The sequence below is a fragment of the Pedobacter nutrimenti genome (assembly GCF_003208655.1).
GTDB lineage: Bacteria > Bacteroidota > Bacteroidia > Sphingobacteriales > Sphingobacteriaceae > Pedobacter > Pedobacter nutrimenti.
Map to the genome: position 1 here is coordinate 276843 of NZ_QKLU01000001.1, position 16138 is coordinate 292980.

18 protein-coding genes and 1 tRNA gene are annotated in these 16138 nt (G+C 40.7%); 5 read left to right on the forward strand and 14 right to left on the reverse strand.

Annotated elements, in window-relative coordinates; genetic code table 11:
- Positions 1 to 52: 52 nt before the first annotated feature.
- Positions 53 to 457 (reverse strand): hypothetical protein, encoded by a 405-nt coding sequence (locus B0O44_RS01090; RefSeq protein WP_146229751.1) that lies wholly within the window; start codon positions 455 to 457, stop codon positions 53 to 55.
- A 386-nt stretch (positions 458 to 843) separates the two neighbouring features.
- Here B0O44_RS01090 and B0O44_RS01100 point away from each other — a divergent pair, with 386 nt between their 5' ends.
- Complete coding sequence (locus tag B0O44_RS01100; protein WP_110826856.1) at positions 844 to 1461, forward strand: FMN-dependent NADH-azoreductase; 618 nt, start codon at positions 844 to 846, stop codon at positions 1459 to 1461.
- A gap of 57 nt (positions 1462 to 1518) precedes the next feature.
- On the opposite strand, the gene B0O44_RS01105 is transcribed toward B0O44_RS01100, so the two are convergent.
- Genes B0O44_RS01105 through B0O44_RS24905 form a run of 4 tightly spaced genes read right to left on the reverse strand, consistent with a single transcriptional unit; the run spans position 1519 to position 4138 of the window.
- Positions 1519 to 2292, reverse strand: coding sequence for a LytR/AlgR family response regulator transcription factor (locus tag B0O44_RS01105; protein ID WP_110826857.1), 774 nt, complete (start codon positions 2290 to 2292; stop codon positions 1519 to 1521).
- Complete coding sequence (locus tag B0O44_RS01110; RefSeq protein WP_110826858.1) at positions 2261 to 3283, reverse strand: sensor histidine kinase; 1023 nt, start codon at positions 3281 to 3283, stop codon at positions 2261 to 2263. The genes B0O44_RS01105 and B0O44_RS01110 overlap by 32 nt, the downstream gene beginning before the upstream one ends.
- 2 nt (positions 3284 to 3285) lie before the next feature.
- Positions 3286 to 3957: a DUF2306 domain-containing protein gene (locus B0O44_RS01115; RefSeq protein WP_146229752.1), complete on the reverse strand. Its 672-nt coding sequence runs from the start codon at positions 3955 to 3957 to the stop codon at positions 3286 to 3288.
- A gap of 16 nt (positions 3958 to 3973) precedes the next feature.
- Positions 3974 to 4138, reverse strand: coding sequence for a hypothetical protein (locus B0O44_RS24905; protein WP_170123247.1), 165 nt, complete (start codon positions 4136 to 4138; stop codon positions 3974 to 3976).
- A gap of 65 nt (positions 4139 to 4203) precedes the next feature.
- On the opposite strand from B0O44_RS24905, the gene B0O44_RS01120 reads away from it, so the two are divergent.
- Positions 4204 to 4653 carry a DUF2141 domain-containing protein gene (locus B0O44_RS01120; RefSeq protein WP_110826860.1) on the forward strand — a complete coding sequence of 150 codons (450 nt, stop codon included), beginning with the start codon at positions 4204 to 4206 and terminating at the stop codon, positions 4651 to 4653.
- Positions 4654 to 4662: 9 nt separating this feature from the next.
- Here the strand turns inward: B0O44_RS01120 and B0O44_RS01125 are convergent, their stop codons facing one another.
- The gene (locus B0O44_RS01125; RefSeq protein ID WP_110826861.1) at positions 4663 to 5526 is read right to left on the reverse strand and encodes an AraC family transcriptional regulator; all 864 of its coding nucleotides are present in this window, start codon (positions 5524 to 5526) and stop codon (positions 4663 to 4665) included.
- 162 nt (positions 5527 to 5688) lie between these two features.
- Positions 5689 to 6891, reverse strand: coding sequence for a LamG domain-containing protein (locus tag B0O44_RS01130; RefSeq protein WP_110826862.1), 1203 nt, complete (start codon positions 6889 to 6891; stop codon positions 5689 to 5691).
- A 234-nt stretch (positions 6892 to 7125) separates the two neighbouring features.
- Between B0O44_RS01130 and B0O44_RS01135 the strand changes: the two genes are divergently transcribed.
- Positions 7126 to 8472, forward strand: coding sequence for an amidohydrolase (locus B0O44_RS01135; RefSeq protein WP_110826863.1), 1347 nt, complete (start codon positions 7126 to 7128; stop codon positions 8470 to 8472).
- A 407-nt stretch (positions 8473 to 8879) separates the two neighbouring features.
- Here B0O44_RS01135 and B0O44_RS01140 read toward each other — a convergent pair.
- The 5 genes from B0O44_RS01140 to B0O44_RS01160 form a co-directional block, all read right to left on the reverse strand.
- Positions 8880 to 8967, reverse strand: a tRNA-Ser gene (locus B0O44_RS01140).
- A gap of 110 nt (positions 8968 to 9077) precedes the next feature.
- Positions 9078 to 10034, reverse strand: a complete 957-nt coding sequence (locus B0O44_RS01145) for a YihY/virulence factor BrkB family protein (RefSeq protein ID WP_110826864.1) — start codon at positions 10032 to 10034, stop codon at positions 9078 to 9080.
- Positions 10035 to 10090: 56 nt separating this feature from the next.
- Positions 10091 to 10495, reverse strand: a complete 405-nt coding sequence (locus B0O44_RS01150; RefSeq protein ID WP_110826865.1) for an acyl-CoA thioesterase — start codon at positions 10493 to 10495, stop codon at positions 10091 to 10093.
- Between the two features lie 2 nt (positions 10496 to 10497).
- Positions 10498 to 11553 carry an endolytic transglycosylase MltG gene (gene mltG / locus B0O44_RS01155; protein ID WP_110826866.1) on the reverse strand — a complete coding sequence of 352 codons (1056 nt, stop codon included), beginning with the start codon at positions 11551 to 11553 and terminating at the stop codon, positions 10498 to 10500.
- An 11-nt stretch (positions 11554 to 11564) separates the two neighbouring features.
- Positions 11565 to 12347: a PASTA domain-containing protein gene (locus B0O44_RS01160; protein ID WP_110826867.1), complete on the reverse strand. Its 783-nt coding sequence runs from the start codon at positions 12345 to 12347 to the stop codon at positions 11565 to 11567.
- A 182-nt stretch (positions 12348 to 12529) separates the two neighbouring features.
- Here B0O44_RS01160 and B0O44_RS01165 point away from each other — a divergent pair, with 182 nt between their 5' ends.
- Positions 12530 to 13516: a D-alanine--D-alanine ligase gene (locus B0O44_RS01165; RefSeq protein ID WP_110826868.1), complete on the forward strand. Its 987-nt coding sequence runs from the start codon at positions 12530 to 12532 to the stop codon at positions 13514 to 13516.
- A 48-nt stretch (positions 13517 to 13564) separates the two neighbouring features.
- Here the strand turns inward: B0O44_RS01165 and B0O44_RS01170 are convergent, their stop codons facing one another.
- Both B0O44_RS01170 and B0O44_RS01175 read right to left on the reverse strand, forming a co-directional pair.
- Positions 13565 to 14992, reverse strand: a complete 1428-nt coding sequence (locus B0O44_RS01170) for an MATE family efflux transporter (protein WP_110826869.1) — start codon at positions 14990 to 14992, stop codon at positions 13565 to 13567.
- A gap of 222 nt (positions 14993 to 15214) precedes the next feature.
- Complete coding sequence (locus tag B0O44_RS01175) at positions 15215 to 15634, reverse strand: acyl-CoA thioesterase (protein WP_110826870.1); 420 nt, start codon at positions 15632 to 15634, stop codon at positions 15215 to 15217.
- A gap of 119 nt (positions 15635 to 15753) precedes the next feature.
- On the opposite strand from B0O44_RS01175, the gene rpsO reads away from it, so the two are divergent.
- Positions 15754 to 16032 carry a 30S ribosomal protein S15 gene (gene rpsO / locus B0O44_RS01180; RefSeq protein WP_110826871.1) on the forward strand — a complete coding sequence of 93 codons (279 nt, stop codon included), beginning with the start codon at positions 15754 to 15756 and terminating at the stop codon, positions 16030 to 16032.
- The last annotated feature ends 106 nt before the right edge of the window (positions 16033 to 16138 follow it).

Genomic DNA, 16138 nt, shown 5'->3' on the forward strand with positions numbered 1-16138 from the left:
TTCTGATGCTGATCGAAGATCAATCAAAGAAGATAATGAAAGGGAGCTTTAATTATTCTATTTTAACATACCGGGTGCCGCAAGCCTCTATACACATAATTGGACCAGCAGGGCTCATACTCAATACGCCTTTATCGATTTTATACCTGTAATTTTGTATAGATTTATCTTTTTTAATGAAAGAGAGTGTCACGCTGTCTTTTAGGGTGTAATTGGTATAGTCCGGATACATATTGCCATCCATTTGACCATTGTCCTTAAAACTTACATAATAAACAGGATTGGCTGAAACAGGCGCCCATTTTGCTGTGCCACTACCCGGATCATTGAGGCTTTCTGAAAGTTTCCACCGGCCACCAGTCAGTTTCTCATCAAGAACGAGTTTGTCCTTACTTTTACTGCAGGAAATAGTAAAAAGAATGGTTGAAAGCAAGAGTAATTTAGAAGTCTTTTTCATAATGGAGTTTTTGATAGAAACGGAATGTTTTCTTAAAACGCTACAGGATTGAAAGTTATAATAAACCTTTTTAAGGTAAAAAAAATTGTTTGAAATTTTAATTTCAAAAATGCACTGATGAAGAAATTCAATCTGTACGGGCAAAGTTAAATCTACAGAAAAAACCGAAATCAGGCCGGAGGTTAGCCGGATAGATAAGCCGGATCTGGGCTGGGTCTGGGTTGGATCTCCTTCGTGTATGGTTCGTTGGGATGCAAAGAAAAGCTAAACAGCAGCCATGCTTCTGCAGGGGGATGTTCAGGGGGCTGTTCCGGCCCATTTTCTTTTTTAAATTTTTGTCCCCTTTGTGAATTTGCAATCGTCATGGACTTAAAAATACATAAGCAATGAACAAGACATTAATCGTAAGTTATACACCCAGGAATGGTTCGTATACAAAAAAAGTACTGGGTGAATTTATAGAGCAGGTTAAAGAAAAAACAGAAATTACAGAGCTGGATTTACTGGATTCACCTCCCGACCTGTTGTCTGCAGCACATATAGCGTTGACGATGAAGTGGAACGCAGGGCAAAGGGAATTTACACCACAAGAATCTGTCATTCTGGAGCGCAACCATGGCATGGCCAATCAGCTGTTGAAGGCAGATTACCTGGTGCTGGCCAGTCCGGTGTATAATTTCAGTTTGCCTGCCATGGTAAAGGCCTGGATAGACGCCATTATTGTGAGCAATAAGACCTTTAGCTTTAATCCGCAGGAAGGTTTTAAGGGGCTGTGCGGTGATAAAAAGGCGCTTGTACTTTTAACAGGAGGTTTTGATTATGAAAATGGGTCAAGTGGTGCAAAGCAGTTTGCATCTGCTTTACTGACAGAAAACTTTAAGTTTATGGGCATGGAAACCACACAGATTTCGGCTTTTGGTTTGAACGAAAACTGGGATAAAGCAAATGCGATCGTTGAACAGGCTAAACAGGAAGTCCGGGCATTGGCAAATAAATGGTATTAATCCATTGTGGAGGTCATCAAAAGGAGTAAATTAAAAGCAATGTAGCAGGTTAACATTTTACAACAACAATAGCCTGGTTTTAATCGCTTCACTAAAGGAGGCAGCACTTTTAATTCGGGTTTTATCTTTATTGTTTAAGATAAAGATAAAGCCACCCTTAAAATACTTTTGTATTTCCAGGATTTTGTGTTTGTTGATGATGTAGCTCCGGTGGATCCGGATAAACTCAGGTGGCAGACGGTCTTCCAGGTAACTTAAAGAGTTGTCTAACAGTTTTTCGTCATCATGGGTGTGCAGGTATACATATTTGTCTTTCGCCTCAAAAAAGCAAATGTCACTTACCTGTATTAGAACGATCCGATGACCGGATTTAACGGGAATGGTGGTGATGTGGGCTTTTTTTTCTTCCCCTTTGATGAGCTCCTGTATTTTCGAAAAAACATCGGTCTGCTCATTTTTTCTGTCTATGGTTCGTTGGATCGTTAAGGCAAGCCGTTCAGAAGCGACGGGTTTAAGCAAATAGTCAAGGGAATTTTTTTCAAAAGCGGCCACCGCATATTCATCGTAAGCGGTTACAAAAACAACCAGAGGGCGGTGGGTAATTTGATTGACGACATCAAAACCGCCAATTTCGGGCATTTGTATATCTAAGAATACCAAATCCGGACATGTGGAATCAATAAGCGCTATTGCAGACTGCCCGTCTGAAGCGGTCCCGGTAATATTGATTTGCGGAAATGCCTGAAGCTCATTTTGTAAACGCTCTATAGCAACGGGCTCATCATCTACGATTACGGTATTAATTGCTTTGAGGGAGGCTAATGCGCACATGTTTATAGGGTTTATTGATGAGTTCCAAAGAATAGTTGTTTTGATAAAGCAGGTTTAATTTGCTGATAATGATGGAAAGTCCATGCCCTGTTCCGGGAACATCCGGAAAATCCGGGCCCGAATCTGCTATAATTAATTGAAGTTGTTGATCTTCCGTATGAAGCTTAAGGGTAATGGAGCCCTCTCCGGCAGATTTTTCAATCCCGTGTTTCACGGCATTTTCAACCAGTGGCTGTAACAGAAAGGATGGAATGGGATAGGGCAGAAGTTCAGGGGCGGCCTGGATGTGATAGTTTAGCCGCTTCTCGTATCGGATTTGTTGTAATTGCAAATAGGTTTCTACAATATCGAGCTCGTCTTTAATGGGATGAAAACCTGTACTTGCTTTGTTTAAGGTAAACCTGAAAAAACTGGAAAGCAACAAGATCATTTTTTCGGCCTTCATCGGATTAGAATGAATCAGACCGGCTATGGTATTGTGGACGTTGTATAAAAAGTGGGGGTTGACCTTTGCCCTAAGAAGTTCGAGTTCGGCCTCGGCCTGTTGCTTTTCCAGTTGCAATAAACGGTATTGTTGGCTCATGAGCCTGGTATTTAAGCTTTCTTTTGTTTCCTCACTGACATACATCGGGATGCCGGTAACCAGTACAATCAATAGGTTGAGTACATAAATATTACCCCCGCTCAATAACACATACCGGCCGTCAGGTTTTAGCAACTCCTGGGAAAAAAGGGTAAATTCCGTACCAATAAGTGCGGCTGCACAAAGCAATACGATCATCATTAAAACCTTTAGGCTTTGGTGAGGGCTAATCCACAAGATGTGGCGGCGTTGATAAATACAGGCCATCATTAAAGCACCTATGGTGACCGCAGAAATTAAAGAGGTCGCAATGCGCTGCCAGTGTGGATCATAAACGATATACAGGTAAATCCCAAAAGAGAGGCCAATAAACAGGCTAGCCAGCAATGTTTTAAGGATTAGATGCATGATCAGTTAGCGGATATGGGTTTGATAAGTTGTTTTTGCCGGGATTTTGTTTCCTGGTTCAATCTAACGAAAATAATAAGAATCCAGCAAAAACCGATCACCGAAGGTAGGAATTGACTATAGGGATGGTATTGTGGGAATACGGTGCCGGCAAAGGCCGAAGACAATCCGCTTAGGGCGCTGATCATTTTGTAGGCATGTTCATATTTTGATGCCTTTTGTCGGAAATTAAAACTGAGGTAATTTTTAAGCAGATCGTAACAGGTAATCAGCCATAAAGCCCCGAGGGTCGAGTAAACGACAAGCGCTGACCAGTATAGTGCCGATGATTGTAAGCTGTACCAGTACAGACCGCCGGTTGTGATGACAATGAGGGGTAAAATGACATCTATCGGTTTGGCTTTAGCTCCATTTAACCGTATAGCCCGGATACCGCTAAAGCAATTGTAGCCACTGAGCAAAGTGATCACAAGTAAAAAACTGTTCCGCTGGAAAACAAAAATTCCGATCAGTCCGGTAGCGACCACCAGGCCCATCATCCAAAGAAACCATCGGCCCAGTTGAACGTGCCATCTTTTCCTTTTGTATAAGATTGCCGTAATAAAGCCCAGGACCAGTGCAAGCGTACCTGCAGCGACATGAATAATGATATTGGTGTGGTGAAAGAGTTGCATGTGTTTGTTTTAGGTTTTACTGCGAAGTACCTGGTTTATCCGGATTGGTTAAAGGTTTTTCCGACAGGATCGTTGATCGGGGCGATGAGTTCAGAAAAATAAAGGTTGTTTTCCTGAAAGGATTGGTCTCATTCGTCCTCTTATAAACTGTTTTGGGCGGATAATTGCTGTTGCTCATCATTTTTTTAATAGACCGCCGCCATAGAAAAAATACTTTAGCCCCAGAGAATTAACAAAATTTTTAGAATGATGAAAAAAATTAAGGGGCTCAGATGGAGCCTGTTTTTGGGATTTTTATGGAGTGTTTCTTTTTGCTATGGTCAAGGTGCAGAAACACAGGTCAGGGTATTTGGAATAAGGTCTGGAAATGGGAATGTCGTTTTGACCTTCTTTAAAAACAAGGAAGGTTTTGAAAAAAGGCAAGCCTTTAAAAAGATGGTCTTTGACAAAAAAACAATTTCCTCGGGACATTTAACCCTGGCGTTTAAAATTGAACCTGGAGTTTATGGCATTACCTTACTGGATGATGAGAATGGAAATGGAAAAATGGACAAGAATTTTATCGGAATGCCTAAGGAGGGATTTGGATTTTCAAACTTTTATATGGAAAGATGGAAAAGACCTACGTTTGATGATTTTAAAGTTAACCTGACAGCAGCTGAAAACACGGTGGAGGTTAAAGTTAAATACATGTAAAAAGCTTTTTTATAGTTTTTCCCTGAATTGGGTAGGCGTAGCTCCGGTCTGGCTTTTAAAAAAATTGGAAAAATAAGCATGGTCTACAAATCCAAGATCAAAGGAGATCTCTTTTATGGAAAGATCTGTTGAGCGCAGCATTCGTTTGGCTTCCAGTAAAACCCGTTTCTGAATGACTTGCGTGGCAGATGTATGGAGGTTTTTTTTGCAAAGTATGTTTAGGTAATTGGCAGATATATGGAGTTTTGATGCATAAAAAGCAACCAGTTTTTGTTCTTTAAAATGCCCTTCTATTAAGGCATTAAACCTGGTCAGCTTTGGATTGAGGGGATGCATTCTAAAATCATCAAAAAGATCTTCAGATGCTTTGCTGACCAGGGCCGCAATAACTGCGGCCCTGGCACTAATGAGATCTTTAAGCGGATGGGTACTGTGCAGTTCTTTTTTTATGGCATCAAATTCGTAGTTCAGCAACCTGAAATCATCGCCAGACAAAGGAATTACCGGATGGTTCATATAATTGCTGTGCGAAAAACGTAAGTAGGAGGCAAAACGTTGAAAAAAAACGCGGTCAATCATTAACTGATGTCCAATCGTTTGGGCACCAATGGCCCATTGATGTACCTGGCCCGGAAACAGCAGATGTATTTGTCTGTTTTCGATCTGGTAATCCCGAAAATCAATGGTATGGGTGCCCTGGGCCTGATCAAACAGAATGATGATAAAGAAATCATGTTTGTGCGGTTTTTCTATATGCCTTTCTCCATGCAGGTCGTTAAACAGCAACTGATCCGGGTCTGTCAGTTGGCCTTTTCTGAATTCCTGTATGCCAATAAGCGGTACATATTTACTTTCTGCTGCTGCCTTTGTCATTAAAACTGTTTTCCGTTTTTATTTTTCAGGGAAATTAATAAAAAACCACGAATGAACAGGAAAAGAACCTTCCCCGGCTATGGCTTTTACAAGACGGTTTTTTGTGTAATAGTTTTAGGGTTCAAGACTTGAAATGAATGTTACCTGTAATTTGGCGTGCAATTAGCGCTGTATAAATAAGTAATCCAGACTTTTGATCCTTGCCATAATTCCCCATCCATAATTTTTGGCAGCTATTCCGATCAACACCTCGTTATCTCCTTCCTTTAAGGGTAAATCAAACTCCGTATTGCCAATATCTAAAAGTCCGCCAGGGTATTTTTGCAACCGCTCTTCGGCTGAATTTTTATCGATATAGATTAATCTTTTATTCAGAAAAACATAGACTTCTTTGTTGAAGCCCAACTGCATGCCTACATGTTGTTGTTTTAATGACCTGATGGTTGTTTTAAGCCATACGTAACGCCTTTCTTTGGGATAACTAGTCAGTTCCCCTTTGAATCTCCGAATGAGGTTTATTAATCCGCGTCTTTCTGCATCTATGGGTTGCCATGGAGTGGCTTCTGAGGGAAGGTCTTCTGCTGTTAGTTCCCGTCCTTTTTCGAGCGTTTTAGGTGCAGTTACCATCCATTTGCGCATATAGGAGGGGTCATTGTCCGTCCAGTCGGGGCCTTCAAGCGGAGACAATTGCTCGGTAGCGCCAGGTTTGATCACCAGGTTTGCAAAATAGGCTTCTCCATCGAATGAGATGCCTCCCGTAGGGTCATTGCCCTCCAATCTTGACACTTTCAAAGCCGGCTTTTTAAAATCATTTACATACACCATCATCTGTAAACCTGAAATGACCAGTTTTATATGGTTCCATTCCTTGTTATGAATGGTGGCATATCCTCTAAAAGGTTTCATCATGTCCCAGAGGTTAACACCATGTATATAAGGGGTATATTGAATGGCATCATCCCTTTGACTGGTTTCATCTGGCTCCAGGCGCAGATATACGGTTTCAAAATTAAACGGATCCTTTTGATGAAAATTAATCGCAATCCCGTCATTGTAATTATCGGAAGGAGGAATCGCATCAAACTCTATAGTTCCATCCTGAAACGTGATGCCTTTTAGACCAACCGGGATGGTTTGCCTGCCAGGTGATTTCGAAATTTTCATTGCTTTAAACCCTTTGTAGGTCAGAAAGTCTGCTTTTCTCTGGGTAGTATCAAAGTATCGGGCATCAAAATTTACAACTATTTTTTTTCCGTTATCTTGTCCATGAGCAGGAAGAATAAACAGTGTGAACAGGGCAAACATGACCGTACAGCAGGGTATAAGACTCGTTTTTAACGCTACAGAAAATTTACTTTTTTTCATGGTATTTTCTTGGCACCAGGCCTAAAGCTAAATATATTAATAAAGCATTTTAATTATTCCCCTCTCCTTTATATTTAACATTTAAATAATGTTGAACACCGGTTTTATCTGGTAAATGATCCTGTTTTGTAGTTTGTAAATTTTAGATAGTAATAAATGTTTCAAGTCTTGGAATGAATCCTACAGGTGGCGGGACCTGTAATTGGCTAGTTTTGTAATACATATTTTCAAACCATGCACAGATCAGACATATCGCGTAAAGACTTTTTAAAAAAATCGGGATTGGGTTTTGCCGGAATGGCTATTGCGCCCGGACTATTAAATGCCATGGACATCTCGGCCCAGGGGCCGGTTGATAGAGAACACAAGCTTGGGAGCAAAGACTTTACTTTAAAAAATGTAAGGCTGGAAACAGGCTTTGAATATGAAGGCGATGAAGTTATTCATACCAAAACAGCATTGTTTTCTGTTGTGGTCAGCGAGGGGAAAATAAAAAGTATTTCGGCCAATTCGCCTAATGACGCCATGGCTTACGACGCAAAGGGATTGCTGATGCTTCCGGCTTTTAAAGACATGCACATTCATTTGGATAAAACTTTTTATGGTGGACAGTGGCAGGCAACCAGGCGAAGAACGGGGGGCGTAAAGGGAATGATTGCGCTGGAGCAGCAAATTTTACCTCAGATGCTTCAAAGCTCTACTGCCCATGCAGAGAAACTGATCGAGTTGCTGCAGTCAAAGGGCTCCTCTTTTGCCAGGAGCCATGTCAATATTGAACCGACCTCAAAACTCGAATCCCTGAAAAATTTGCAGAAAGCGCTTGAAAATAAAAAAGACAGCTTTGGTGCAGAATTGGTCGCATTTCCACAACATGGTGTTTTTTATACCGATTCAGTGCCTTATTTAAAGGATGCTGTGCAGATGGGAATTGATTTTATCGGTGGCCTGGACCCTTATAGCATTGATGGTTCAATTGAAAAAACGATAGATTTTACAGTCCAGCTGGCATTGGATCATGGTAAAGGTATAGACATACACTTGCACGAATCAGGAGAATCCGGACTGAAAACGGTAGAGTATCTGATCAAAAAAGTAAACGAAAACCCTGCTTTAAAGGGAAAGACATACATCAGCCACTGTTTTGTTTTAGGTAAACTGGAAAAAACAAAACAGGAAGAAATCGCTGAACAACTCGGTGCGGCAAATATGGGGATTGTTTCTACCATACCATTTGGCGGGTTGATCATGCCAATACCTGTTTTATATAAACACAACGTGACCGTGCTGACCGGGAATGACAGTATTATTGATCATTGGAATACCTGGGGTAGTGGAAGTGTTTTGCAGAAGGCCAATCTTATGGCGCAGCTTTATGGTTATTCTACTGAATTTTTGTTGTCAAGAAGTTTGAAACTGGCAACAGCCAATGTTCTGCCTTTAGATGATAAAGGGGTGCAGCAATGGCCTAAAGCGGGTGATGTGGCCGATGTGGTGCTTGTGGAGGCCAGTTGTTCAGCAGAGGCGGTTTCAAGAATATCGCCGGTAAAATCACTGATTACTAAAGGACGGGTTGTTTTTTAGGGGAGTTTTTTTGGGTGGTTATTTTCTTTCTTTTGGGTTCTTGTTTTGGTTGCTTGCTTACAGGGCTTGTTTTTCTTTTTTGGTGTTCATTTTCTTGGTTAGTTGCTTAGGGGGCTTGTTTTTCTTTTTTGGTGTTCATTTTCTTGGTTAATTGCTTAGGGGGCTTGTTTTTTCTTTCTTTTTTTTGGTTAGTGTTTTGGGTTAGTATTTTGGGTTGGTATTTTGTGAAGGATTACCTCGCTGTGCTCGGTGATCCCTGAGGGGGGAGGCTTCAGCTTGTTTTTTTACAAATGCTGCGTCGCTGCGCTCCCGGGCATTTTTTATTTCAGATGCTCCCCCGAATGAATTCGGGTCGCCCTGAAATAAAAAATGCCGCCCTTCGGGGCAGCATTTGTAAAAAAATAAGCTGGCGGAGAGTGAGGGATTCGAACCCCCGGAGCTATTACACTCAACAGTTTTCAAGACTGCCGCAATCGACCACTCTGCCAACTCTCCGGCGCAAAAGTACAAATACAGACTGGTTTTGCAAATTATGATGTAGATTTTTTAATGTAAACTTGATAACAACTTAAAACAGAGCATGAAAAAATGTGTTTTAAAGTTCGTTAATCCTTTTTGAATACGTTAAAATTAGGTTTAATGATTTTGACACTTCTTTTTGACAGGTCAACACTGGCATTCAGTTCAAAACCCATTAACAGGATAAAAGAGTTTAAATAAAGCCAGATCATAATGACAATCAGTGTACCGATGGAACCATAAACTTTATTATAGGAGCCAAAGTGGTTGATGTAAAAAGAAAAACCCCAAATGGAAATGAAAGCCAGAATGGTTGCAAGCCAGGACCCCGCGCTAAACAACCTCCATTTTTTGGCATGGGCCGGACCATAACGGTATAGGATGGATATGGTTATAAAATACAGTGCAGCAAGTAGGGTCCACCTGGTGAGCTGTATTAAATAGTAAGTGAAATTTCCTTTAATGTGCAGGCCGTTTTTAATGTAATTTAAGGCGACTTCACCAAGGGTCATGGCACCAATACAAATGATAACGGATACGAATATGGTTAAAGTTAAAATTAAAGCGATAAACCTTCTTTTTAACCAGGAACGGGTTTCTATAATTAATGAAGATTTGTTGAAGGCCATCATGAGGTTATGGACCCCATTGGTGGCAAAATAGATGGAAAATATAAAACCGAAAGAAAGCAGTTTCCCATTCTGTTTTTTAATAATTTCTGTTAAGGTTGTTTCAAAGGCATCAAATGCTTTATGCGGAAGAACAAGGGCAATTAAAGACATCAGCTGGTCCTGGAAACCATTGGGTAAAAAGGGGATCAGGGTAAACAAAAAGATAATCCCTGGAAATATTGCCAGCATAAAGTTATAAGCCAGTGAGGAGGCTTTATTTACCAGTGCATCTTTTTGAATTTCCTTAAAAAAAAAGGAAGCAACCGTATAGAGCGGAAGCGGACTGAAACCGGGCAGTACATATACCTTGGTCCAGTCAATAAACAGGGCATAAAGTTTTATCCGAAGTAATTGCTTGTGTACCCAGTCCATATCTCAAATCTACTTAAAGGATCATCAACTTGCAACCCACCCCCAGGGCGGTTTGCTTAAAAATATTTGGCCAATTTCTCCATGAAATTCTCCGGGGGCTGGCAGGGTTTTTTCTTGAGCATATCAAAAAATACAAGTATGGTAGAGCCAATGTTGATCAGCTCGTTTTCTTCATTGTACAGTTCGTAGTCAAAATGGATACGTACGCCCGGAAGCTCCTTAACCGTTGTTTTAATGGTGAGCTCCTGGTCATAGAAAGCGGGCCTGATGAATTTACATTTGAGCTCCAGCAGTGGCATCATAACCCCGGAACTTTCCATAGAACCATAGGTCATGCCCAGGCTCCGGAGCATTTCTACACGGCCGACTTCATAGTACTGGGCGTAATTTCCATTATATACATAGCCCATCTGATCTGTTTCACTATACCTGACCCTTATTTTCGTACTGTGGGTATACATATCTATCTGAAAATATTACGCTTGTTCAGGGCATCCCTGTATTTTTTTGCGTTGATTTCGTGCTGTTCTTTTGTAGCTGCAAAGTTATGATAGCCGGAAAAATCGTCTTTGGCACACATATACAGGTAATTGTTGTTGTCCTTGTTCAGAACAGCGTCTATGGCATTGATGCTGGGCATCATAATCGGGCCCGGAGGCAGGCCAGCATATTTGTAGGTGTTGTATTTGGATTCTACCCTAAGCAGGGCATTGGTTACCCTTTTAACCGTAAAGTCCCCATTGGCAAAAATGACCGTTGGGTCTGCCTGCAATAGGATGCCTTTGTTTAAGCGGTTGATGTACAGTCCGGCAATAACAGGCATCTCTTTATCAAAAATAGCTTCCCCGTCAACAATAGAGGCCAGAATGGTTACCTGTACCGGGGTCATATTTAAAGCTTCTGCTTTCTTTTTCCGCTCAGGGGTCCAGAACTTATTGTATTCCTTTAACATTTTGTCAAAAAACTCTGATGGACTGGTGTTCCAGTACATATCATAAGTATTTGGAATAAACATGGTGTAGATATTATCTGTTGTAAAACCATGTTTTTCAACCAAAGCGGCTGAATCCAGCAGGTGAATAAAGGACAGGGAATCTGCTTCCAGGTTTTTGGACAGGTAACCGGCAAATTCTTCTTTACGACGGATGTTTTGGAATTTTAATTTTACGGGGTCCTGATTACCTGATTTAATTTTATTGATTAAAGTACGGTTGTTCATTCCTTTAGCCAATTTATAACGGCCCGGTTTTAATTTATCGGCCAGGTCCATTTTTTCAGCAGCTTGTGTAAAGGCGGCCTGATCAATCAGGATGTCTTTTCGTTTCATTTCCTCCAGCAGCTGAGGAAGCTGGTCATTTGTTCTGATGTACAAATATTTTTCTTTCTCTGTAATATTTGGGGCAAAATAAACTTTATAGAATTTCAGTCCAAAAAATGCAGCTACTGCTGCGATGATTAAAAATATAATTAAAGCGGCTTTTGTTCCTGCCTTAACATTTTTCTTTTCGTTAGTCGTCATATGAGGAAATCCTAGTTTGGTTTGTTCGTTGCTTTGTTAGACAATACAATATTTATTGGTGTTCCGATCTTCACTTTTGATACCGAGTCAGAGAGTACGGGTGTTTGCATAACAATAACTGCATTTGCACTATCTGTAATGGCACCTTCATAAGTAATATTTCCAAGCATCAACATAGAGCCTTTTAGTGAAAATCTTGCTTCATCTTTTGTCAATCCTATTAAATTAGGGATGTCGACTTCTTCATTTCCGCGTCCATCTCCCAGTACCAGGTCTATCCTGGAGCCTTTTGGTAAAATACTTCCGGGTTTGATCGGTCTTCCGCCAAAAGAAGCTTCCAGTACCACATCTTTACTGACATCCGGTTTGTAGGTCGTATCCCCAACTTTCAGGCCAAAACTTTCCAGCATCGGCTGTACTTCACGGAGGGTTTTAAGTTCTATGTCCGGAAATTTTACATTTGGTGCCTGAGCAGTGTTTATGGTTAAATATATGGTCCTGTTGTCTTTTACAAAAGTATTGGCATCCGGATCCTGGTCAATCACAATCCCCGGAGGTTTATCCATAATAAAAACCGAATCGACCTCGTAACGCAAACCAAGTTCTTCCAGTTTGCTTACAGCCTGTGTAAAGGCTAGTCCTTTTAGAGCAGGTACATTAAGCCCCTGACCATGTTTTGTATAATACCTTAAACTAAAAAAAGCAATGAATAATATAGCGATTACAGTCAGAACAGCTGTTATGAGGTTGTTTCTGAAAGATTTAGTTTTTAGATAGGTGGTGAATTTGCTCATTGCGTTTTCTTATATCCTGAATATTTCAGCCAAAAATAGACTAAAAAAATATTTTATCGGAATTTAAATAACATCTGTGTTACTATTTATATTTTTGATGCAGGTACAGCAGAAGGAAGCGAAGGAGGTATTGATCATAACCTGAACGGAGGCTGTATGTTTAAAATAAATAGACAATTCTAATGAAAAAAATAATAGCGTTACTCACTGGAGGGACAACAGGCGAGTGGGTCGTTTCAGTTAAAAGTGCAGCAACTATAGCCCAAAACCTGGATCCGGATAAGTTTGATGTATATAAGATTATGCTGACCCAGCAGGGCTGGTTTTATGAACCGGCTGATTCTGTAAAGATAGAGGTGGACAGAAATGATTTTTCAGTGACTCTTAAAGGAAGAAAAATAAAGTTTGACGGTGTGTTTATTGCTATACACGGATCTCCGGGTGAGGATGGAAAATTGCAGGGTTATTTTGACATGCTGGGTGTCCCTTATACCACTTGTGATGCCTTAACGTCGGCCATCACGATGAATAAGGGCTATACCAAAGCGATTGTTCAGGGGATTGAGGAGTTGTTTGTCGCCAGGTCTGTACAGATTTTTAAAAACGGGGCTTATAAAACCGAAGAGATTAAAAAAGAGCTAAAGCTACCTTATTTTGTAAAGCCAAATAATGGGGGCAGTAGTATTGGCATGAGCAAGGTAACCAATCAGTATGATCTGCAAACCGCACTAGATAAGGCTTTTAATGAAGATAACCAGATTCTGATAGAAGAATTTATAGAGGGAAGAGAGTTTACTGTTGGTGTGGTTAAACTTGATGGTAAAATTACGGTATTACCAGTTACCGAAGTGGAAACGGCAAAAGAGTTTTTTGATTTTGAAGCCAAATATACACCTGGGGTAGCTACAGAAACTACACCTGCAGCTTTGAAAAAAGAGAGCCGGGAGCGGATAGAAAAAATAGTTACCCAGGTCTATCAGAAACTGAACTGCCGGGGGATTGTGCGCATAGACTTTATTTTGCAGGGCGGTGAAGGTGATTTTTATTTTATAGAGATCAATACCATACCGGGGCAAACGGCAACCAGTTTTATTCCCCAACAGGTTGCGGCCATGGGGATGAAACTCAATGATTTTTATACCAAACTGATTAAAGAAACAATAGGCTAAATCTTTTAAACAAAAAAGCCGCTCTGAATTTCAGAGCGGCTTTTTTGTTTAAACTTTAATGGTTTTCCACTTGCCTTTTTTAAACAGGATAAAACCTGTAATGGCTATGCCTGTTTCGGAAATCGGAACAGCCATAAAGACCCCGGTGGGGCCCATATTAAAATGTTTTGCCAGAACATAGGCCAGAGGGATCTGAAAAAGCCAGAAGCCGAAAAAATTTACCCAGGTTGGTGTCCAGGTATCACCCGCGCCATTAAACGTGCTGATGAGTACCATTCCGATACCATAAAAAATATAGCCCAGGCTTAAAATGTGAAGTGCATTTACCGCAACTTCCTGTACCATTTTATCGTTGCTGAAAAAAGCGACAAAATAAGGCGCTCCGATAAAGGTCAGCACCATCACGCAGCCCATGTAAATGACATTGTATTTTACCGTTTTCAGGACAGATTTTTCAGCCCTCCCGAGTTCTTTTGCGCCCAGGTTTTGTCCGACCAGGGTTGCCGCCGCATTACTCATTCCCCAGGCAGGCAGCATAAAAAACATCATGAGCCTTAAAGCGGTCTGGTACCCGGCAGAGCCATGGTCACCACCGGTAGTGGCCACCAGCTGGGCTAAAAAGATCCAGCTGCAGGATGCAATGATAAACTGGAAAATTCCTGGTGTGGCTATTTTTAAAAGCGCTTTTATTTGCTCCCATTGCGGTTTGAAATAGTGCAGCTTTATTTTTAAGGCACTTTTTCCGCTGGTCAGGTGATACACCTGATAGGCAACCCCAATTCCTCGTCCCAATGTGGTGGCAATTGCTGCTCCGGTTAAACCAAAAGCAGGAACAGGGCCAAAACCATTGATAAATATTGGGCATAAGATGATGTTGGCCAGGTTAGCCAGCCATAAGCTTTTCATGGCGATAGCGGCATTACCTGCACCCCTGAAAATTCCGTTGATCAGGAACAGGAGCATAATCACCAGGCTGCCGCCCATCATTAGTCTGGTAAAAGGAGTGCCATGGGCCGCTGTTTCTGCAGAAGCACCCATTAGCATTAAAATATCTTTTGCAAAGATAAATCCGGCAATACTGATCAGGATGTTAAATGTAATGGCAATCAGGATGGCCTGCATACCCGCTTTTGCCGCGGCAGCAGGATCTTTTTCTCCAATTCTCCTGGCCACAACTGCGGTTGCAGCCATACTCATTCCAATGGCAATGGAATAGATGATGGTCAGTACGGATTCTGTTAAACCTACGGTTTGAATGGCATGACTGCTGTTGGGCAGATGTCCGACAAAGAAAAGGTCAACGAGTGCAAAAATAGACTCCATGGCCATTTCCAACATCATTGGAATGGCCAGCAGCAATACAGCCCTGCGTATGCTGCCTTGGGTATAATCTAGTTCTTCGCCTTTAAGCGCTTGTTTTAAAAGTGTAAATATTCTGGATAGCTTGCCGGGGGCAGCTGTTTCCTGTTGTAGCATAATAAAAAAATAAGAATGTTGAACCTTGATTCAGCAGAAAGCTGAATGATAAAAAAATGCGGGAAAGGGGAGTCCTTTAAGCAGTTAAAAGGACAGCTGATGAAATCATATGCTGTATATTTTAAAGTTCAGAAACAAATATATATTCTTTTTTCGGATATGCTTTCTTTTTTTTAAAAATAACTAAATAGAACAGAAGCAATGATTTATGGTGTTTCCAGCTTAAACGCTGTAGGTTTTAATCATTTCTTCACTGACCCGGCTTGCCCTTCCGCTTGCAATATCAATCATCACATAGTCGAACCAGCCATCGGAAGAAATTTTTGCAGTTCGTTTGTTTTCGATTTCAAACTGTACCCTGCAGCCTTTTTCGTTAATGCTCAGGATTCCGGTACGGATCAGCAGGACATCGCCCAATGTTAAAGGCCTTTTAAAATCAACATGTGCGGTTTTGACCACCCAGCCAAAACCGCTTTTTAGAAAATCTTCCATGGGCATTTTATAAAATTTTTCCATCTGTTCGTACCTTGCGGCGAGTACATAGTCAAAATACTTGCTGTTGTGTACGTGATTAAACATATCAATATCATCTGGTCTGACCTTAAGTTCTGTTTCAAATATGCTGTAGCCCGTTTTTTCCATGAAAAATGTTTTTTACAAATTAACGGAAATTGAATTGGTAATTATTGCTAATCATCAAAACTTACACTATCTTTGCATCCAATTAATTAATTTATAAACACTTTAGTATCATTCAAGAAATGTATTTAAGTAAAGAAAAGAAAGCCGAAATCTTTAAACAACACGGCGAAGTAGAAACCAATACTGGTTCTGCAGAAGGTCAGGTAGCGTTATTTACATATCGTATTGCGCATTTAACAGAGCATTTAAAGAAAAACCGTAAGGACTTTTCTACTCAGCTGGCTCTTCAAAAACTGGTAGGTAAACGCCGCGGTATTTTGGCATATCTATTCAAAAAAGATATTGAGCGCTATCGTGCTATCATCAAGGCTTTACAGCTAAGGGATATCATCAAATAAAAGTACTTATATCGTTAAAAGCCATTCTATAAGGGATGGCTTTTTTACTTTAAAAATAAAATAACCACATAAATCCGGTGTGTAGAAAGAGGAAAACACACCACAA

Coding starts and splice junctions, on each gene's coding strand:
- rpsO (WP_110826871.1), top strand. CDS start 15,754: ATGTATTTAAGTAAAGAAAAGAAAGCCGAAATCTTTAAACAACACGGC.
- B0O44_RS01100 (WP_110826856.1), top strand. CDS start 844: ATGAACAAGACATTAATCGTAAGTTATACACCCAGGAATGGTTCGTAT.
- B0O44_RS24905 (WP_170123247.1), bottom strand. CDS start 4,138: ATGATGAGCAACAGCAATTATCCGCCCAAAACAGTTTATAAGAGGACG.
- B0O44_RS01090 (WP_146229751.1), bottom strand. CDS start 457: ATGAAAAAGACTTCTAAATTACTCTTGCTTTCAACCATTCTTTTTACT.
- B0O44_RS01135 (WP_110826863.1), top strand. CDS start 7,126: ATGCACAGATCAGACATATCGCGTAAAGACTTTTTAAAAAAATCGGGA.
- B0O44_RS01115 (WP_146229752.1), bottom strand. CDS start 3,957: ATGCAACTCTTTCACCACACCAATATCATTATTCATGTCGCTGCAGGT.
- B0O44_RS01130 (WP_110826862.1), bottom strand. CDS start 6,891: ATGAAAAAAAGTAAATTTTCTGTAGCGTTAAAAACGAGTCTTATACCC.
- B0O44_RS01120 (WP_110826860.1), top strand. CDS start 4,204: ATGATGAAAAAAATTAAGGGGCTCAGATGGAGCCTGTTTTTGGGATTT.
- B0O44_RS01145 (WP_110826864.1), bottom strand. CDS start 10,034: ATGGACTGGGTACACAAGCAATTACTTCGGATAAAACTTTATGCCCTG.
- B0O44_RS01160 (WP_110826867.1), bottom strand. CDS start 12,347: ATGAGCAAATTCACCACCTATCTAAAAACTAAATCTTTCAGAAACAAC.
- B0O44_RS01105 (WP_110826857.1), bottom strand. CDS start 2,292: ATGTGCGCATTAGCCTCCCTCAAAGCAATTAATACCGTAATCGTAGAT.
- B0O44_RS01125 (WP_110826861.1), bottom strand. CDS start 5,526: ATGACAAAGGCAGCAGCAGAAAGTAAATATGTACCGCTTATTGGCATA.
- B0O44_RS01110 (WP_110826858.1), bottom strand. CDS start 3,283: ATGCATCTAATCCTTAAAACATTGCTGGCTAGCCTGTTTATTGGCCTC.
- mltG (WP_110826866.1), bottom strand. CDS start 11,553: ATGACGACTAACGAAAAGAAAAATGTTAAGGCAGGAACAAAAGCCGCT.
- B0O44_RS01175 (WP_110826870.1), bottom strand. CDS start 15,634: ATGGAAAAAACGGGCTACAGCATATTTGAAACAGAACTTAAGGTCAGA.
- B0O44_RS01170 (WP_110826869.1), bottom strand. CDS start 14,992: ATGCTACAACAGGAAACAGCTGCCCCCGGCAAGCTATCCAGAATATTT.
- B0O44_RS01165 (WP_110826868.1), top strand. CDS start 12,530: ATGAAAAAAATAATAGCGTTACTCACTGGAGGGACAACAGGCGAGTGG.
- B0O44_RS01150 (WP_110826865.1), bottom strand. CDS start 10,495: ATGTATACCCACAGTACGAAAATAAGGGTCAGGTATAGTGAAACAGAT.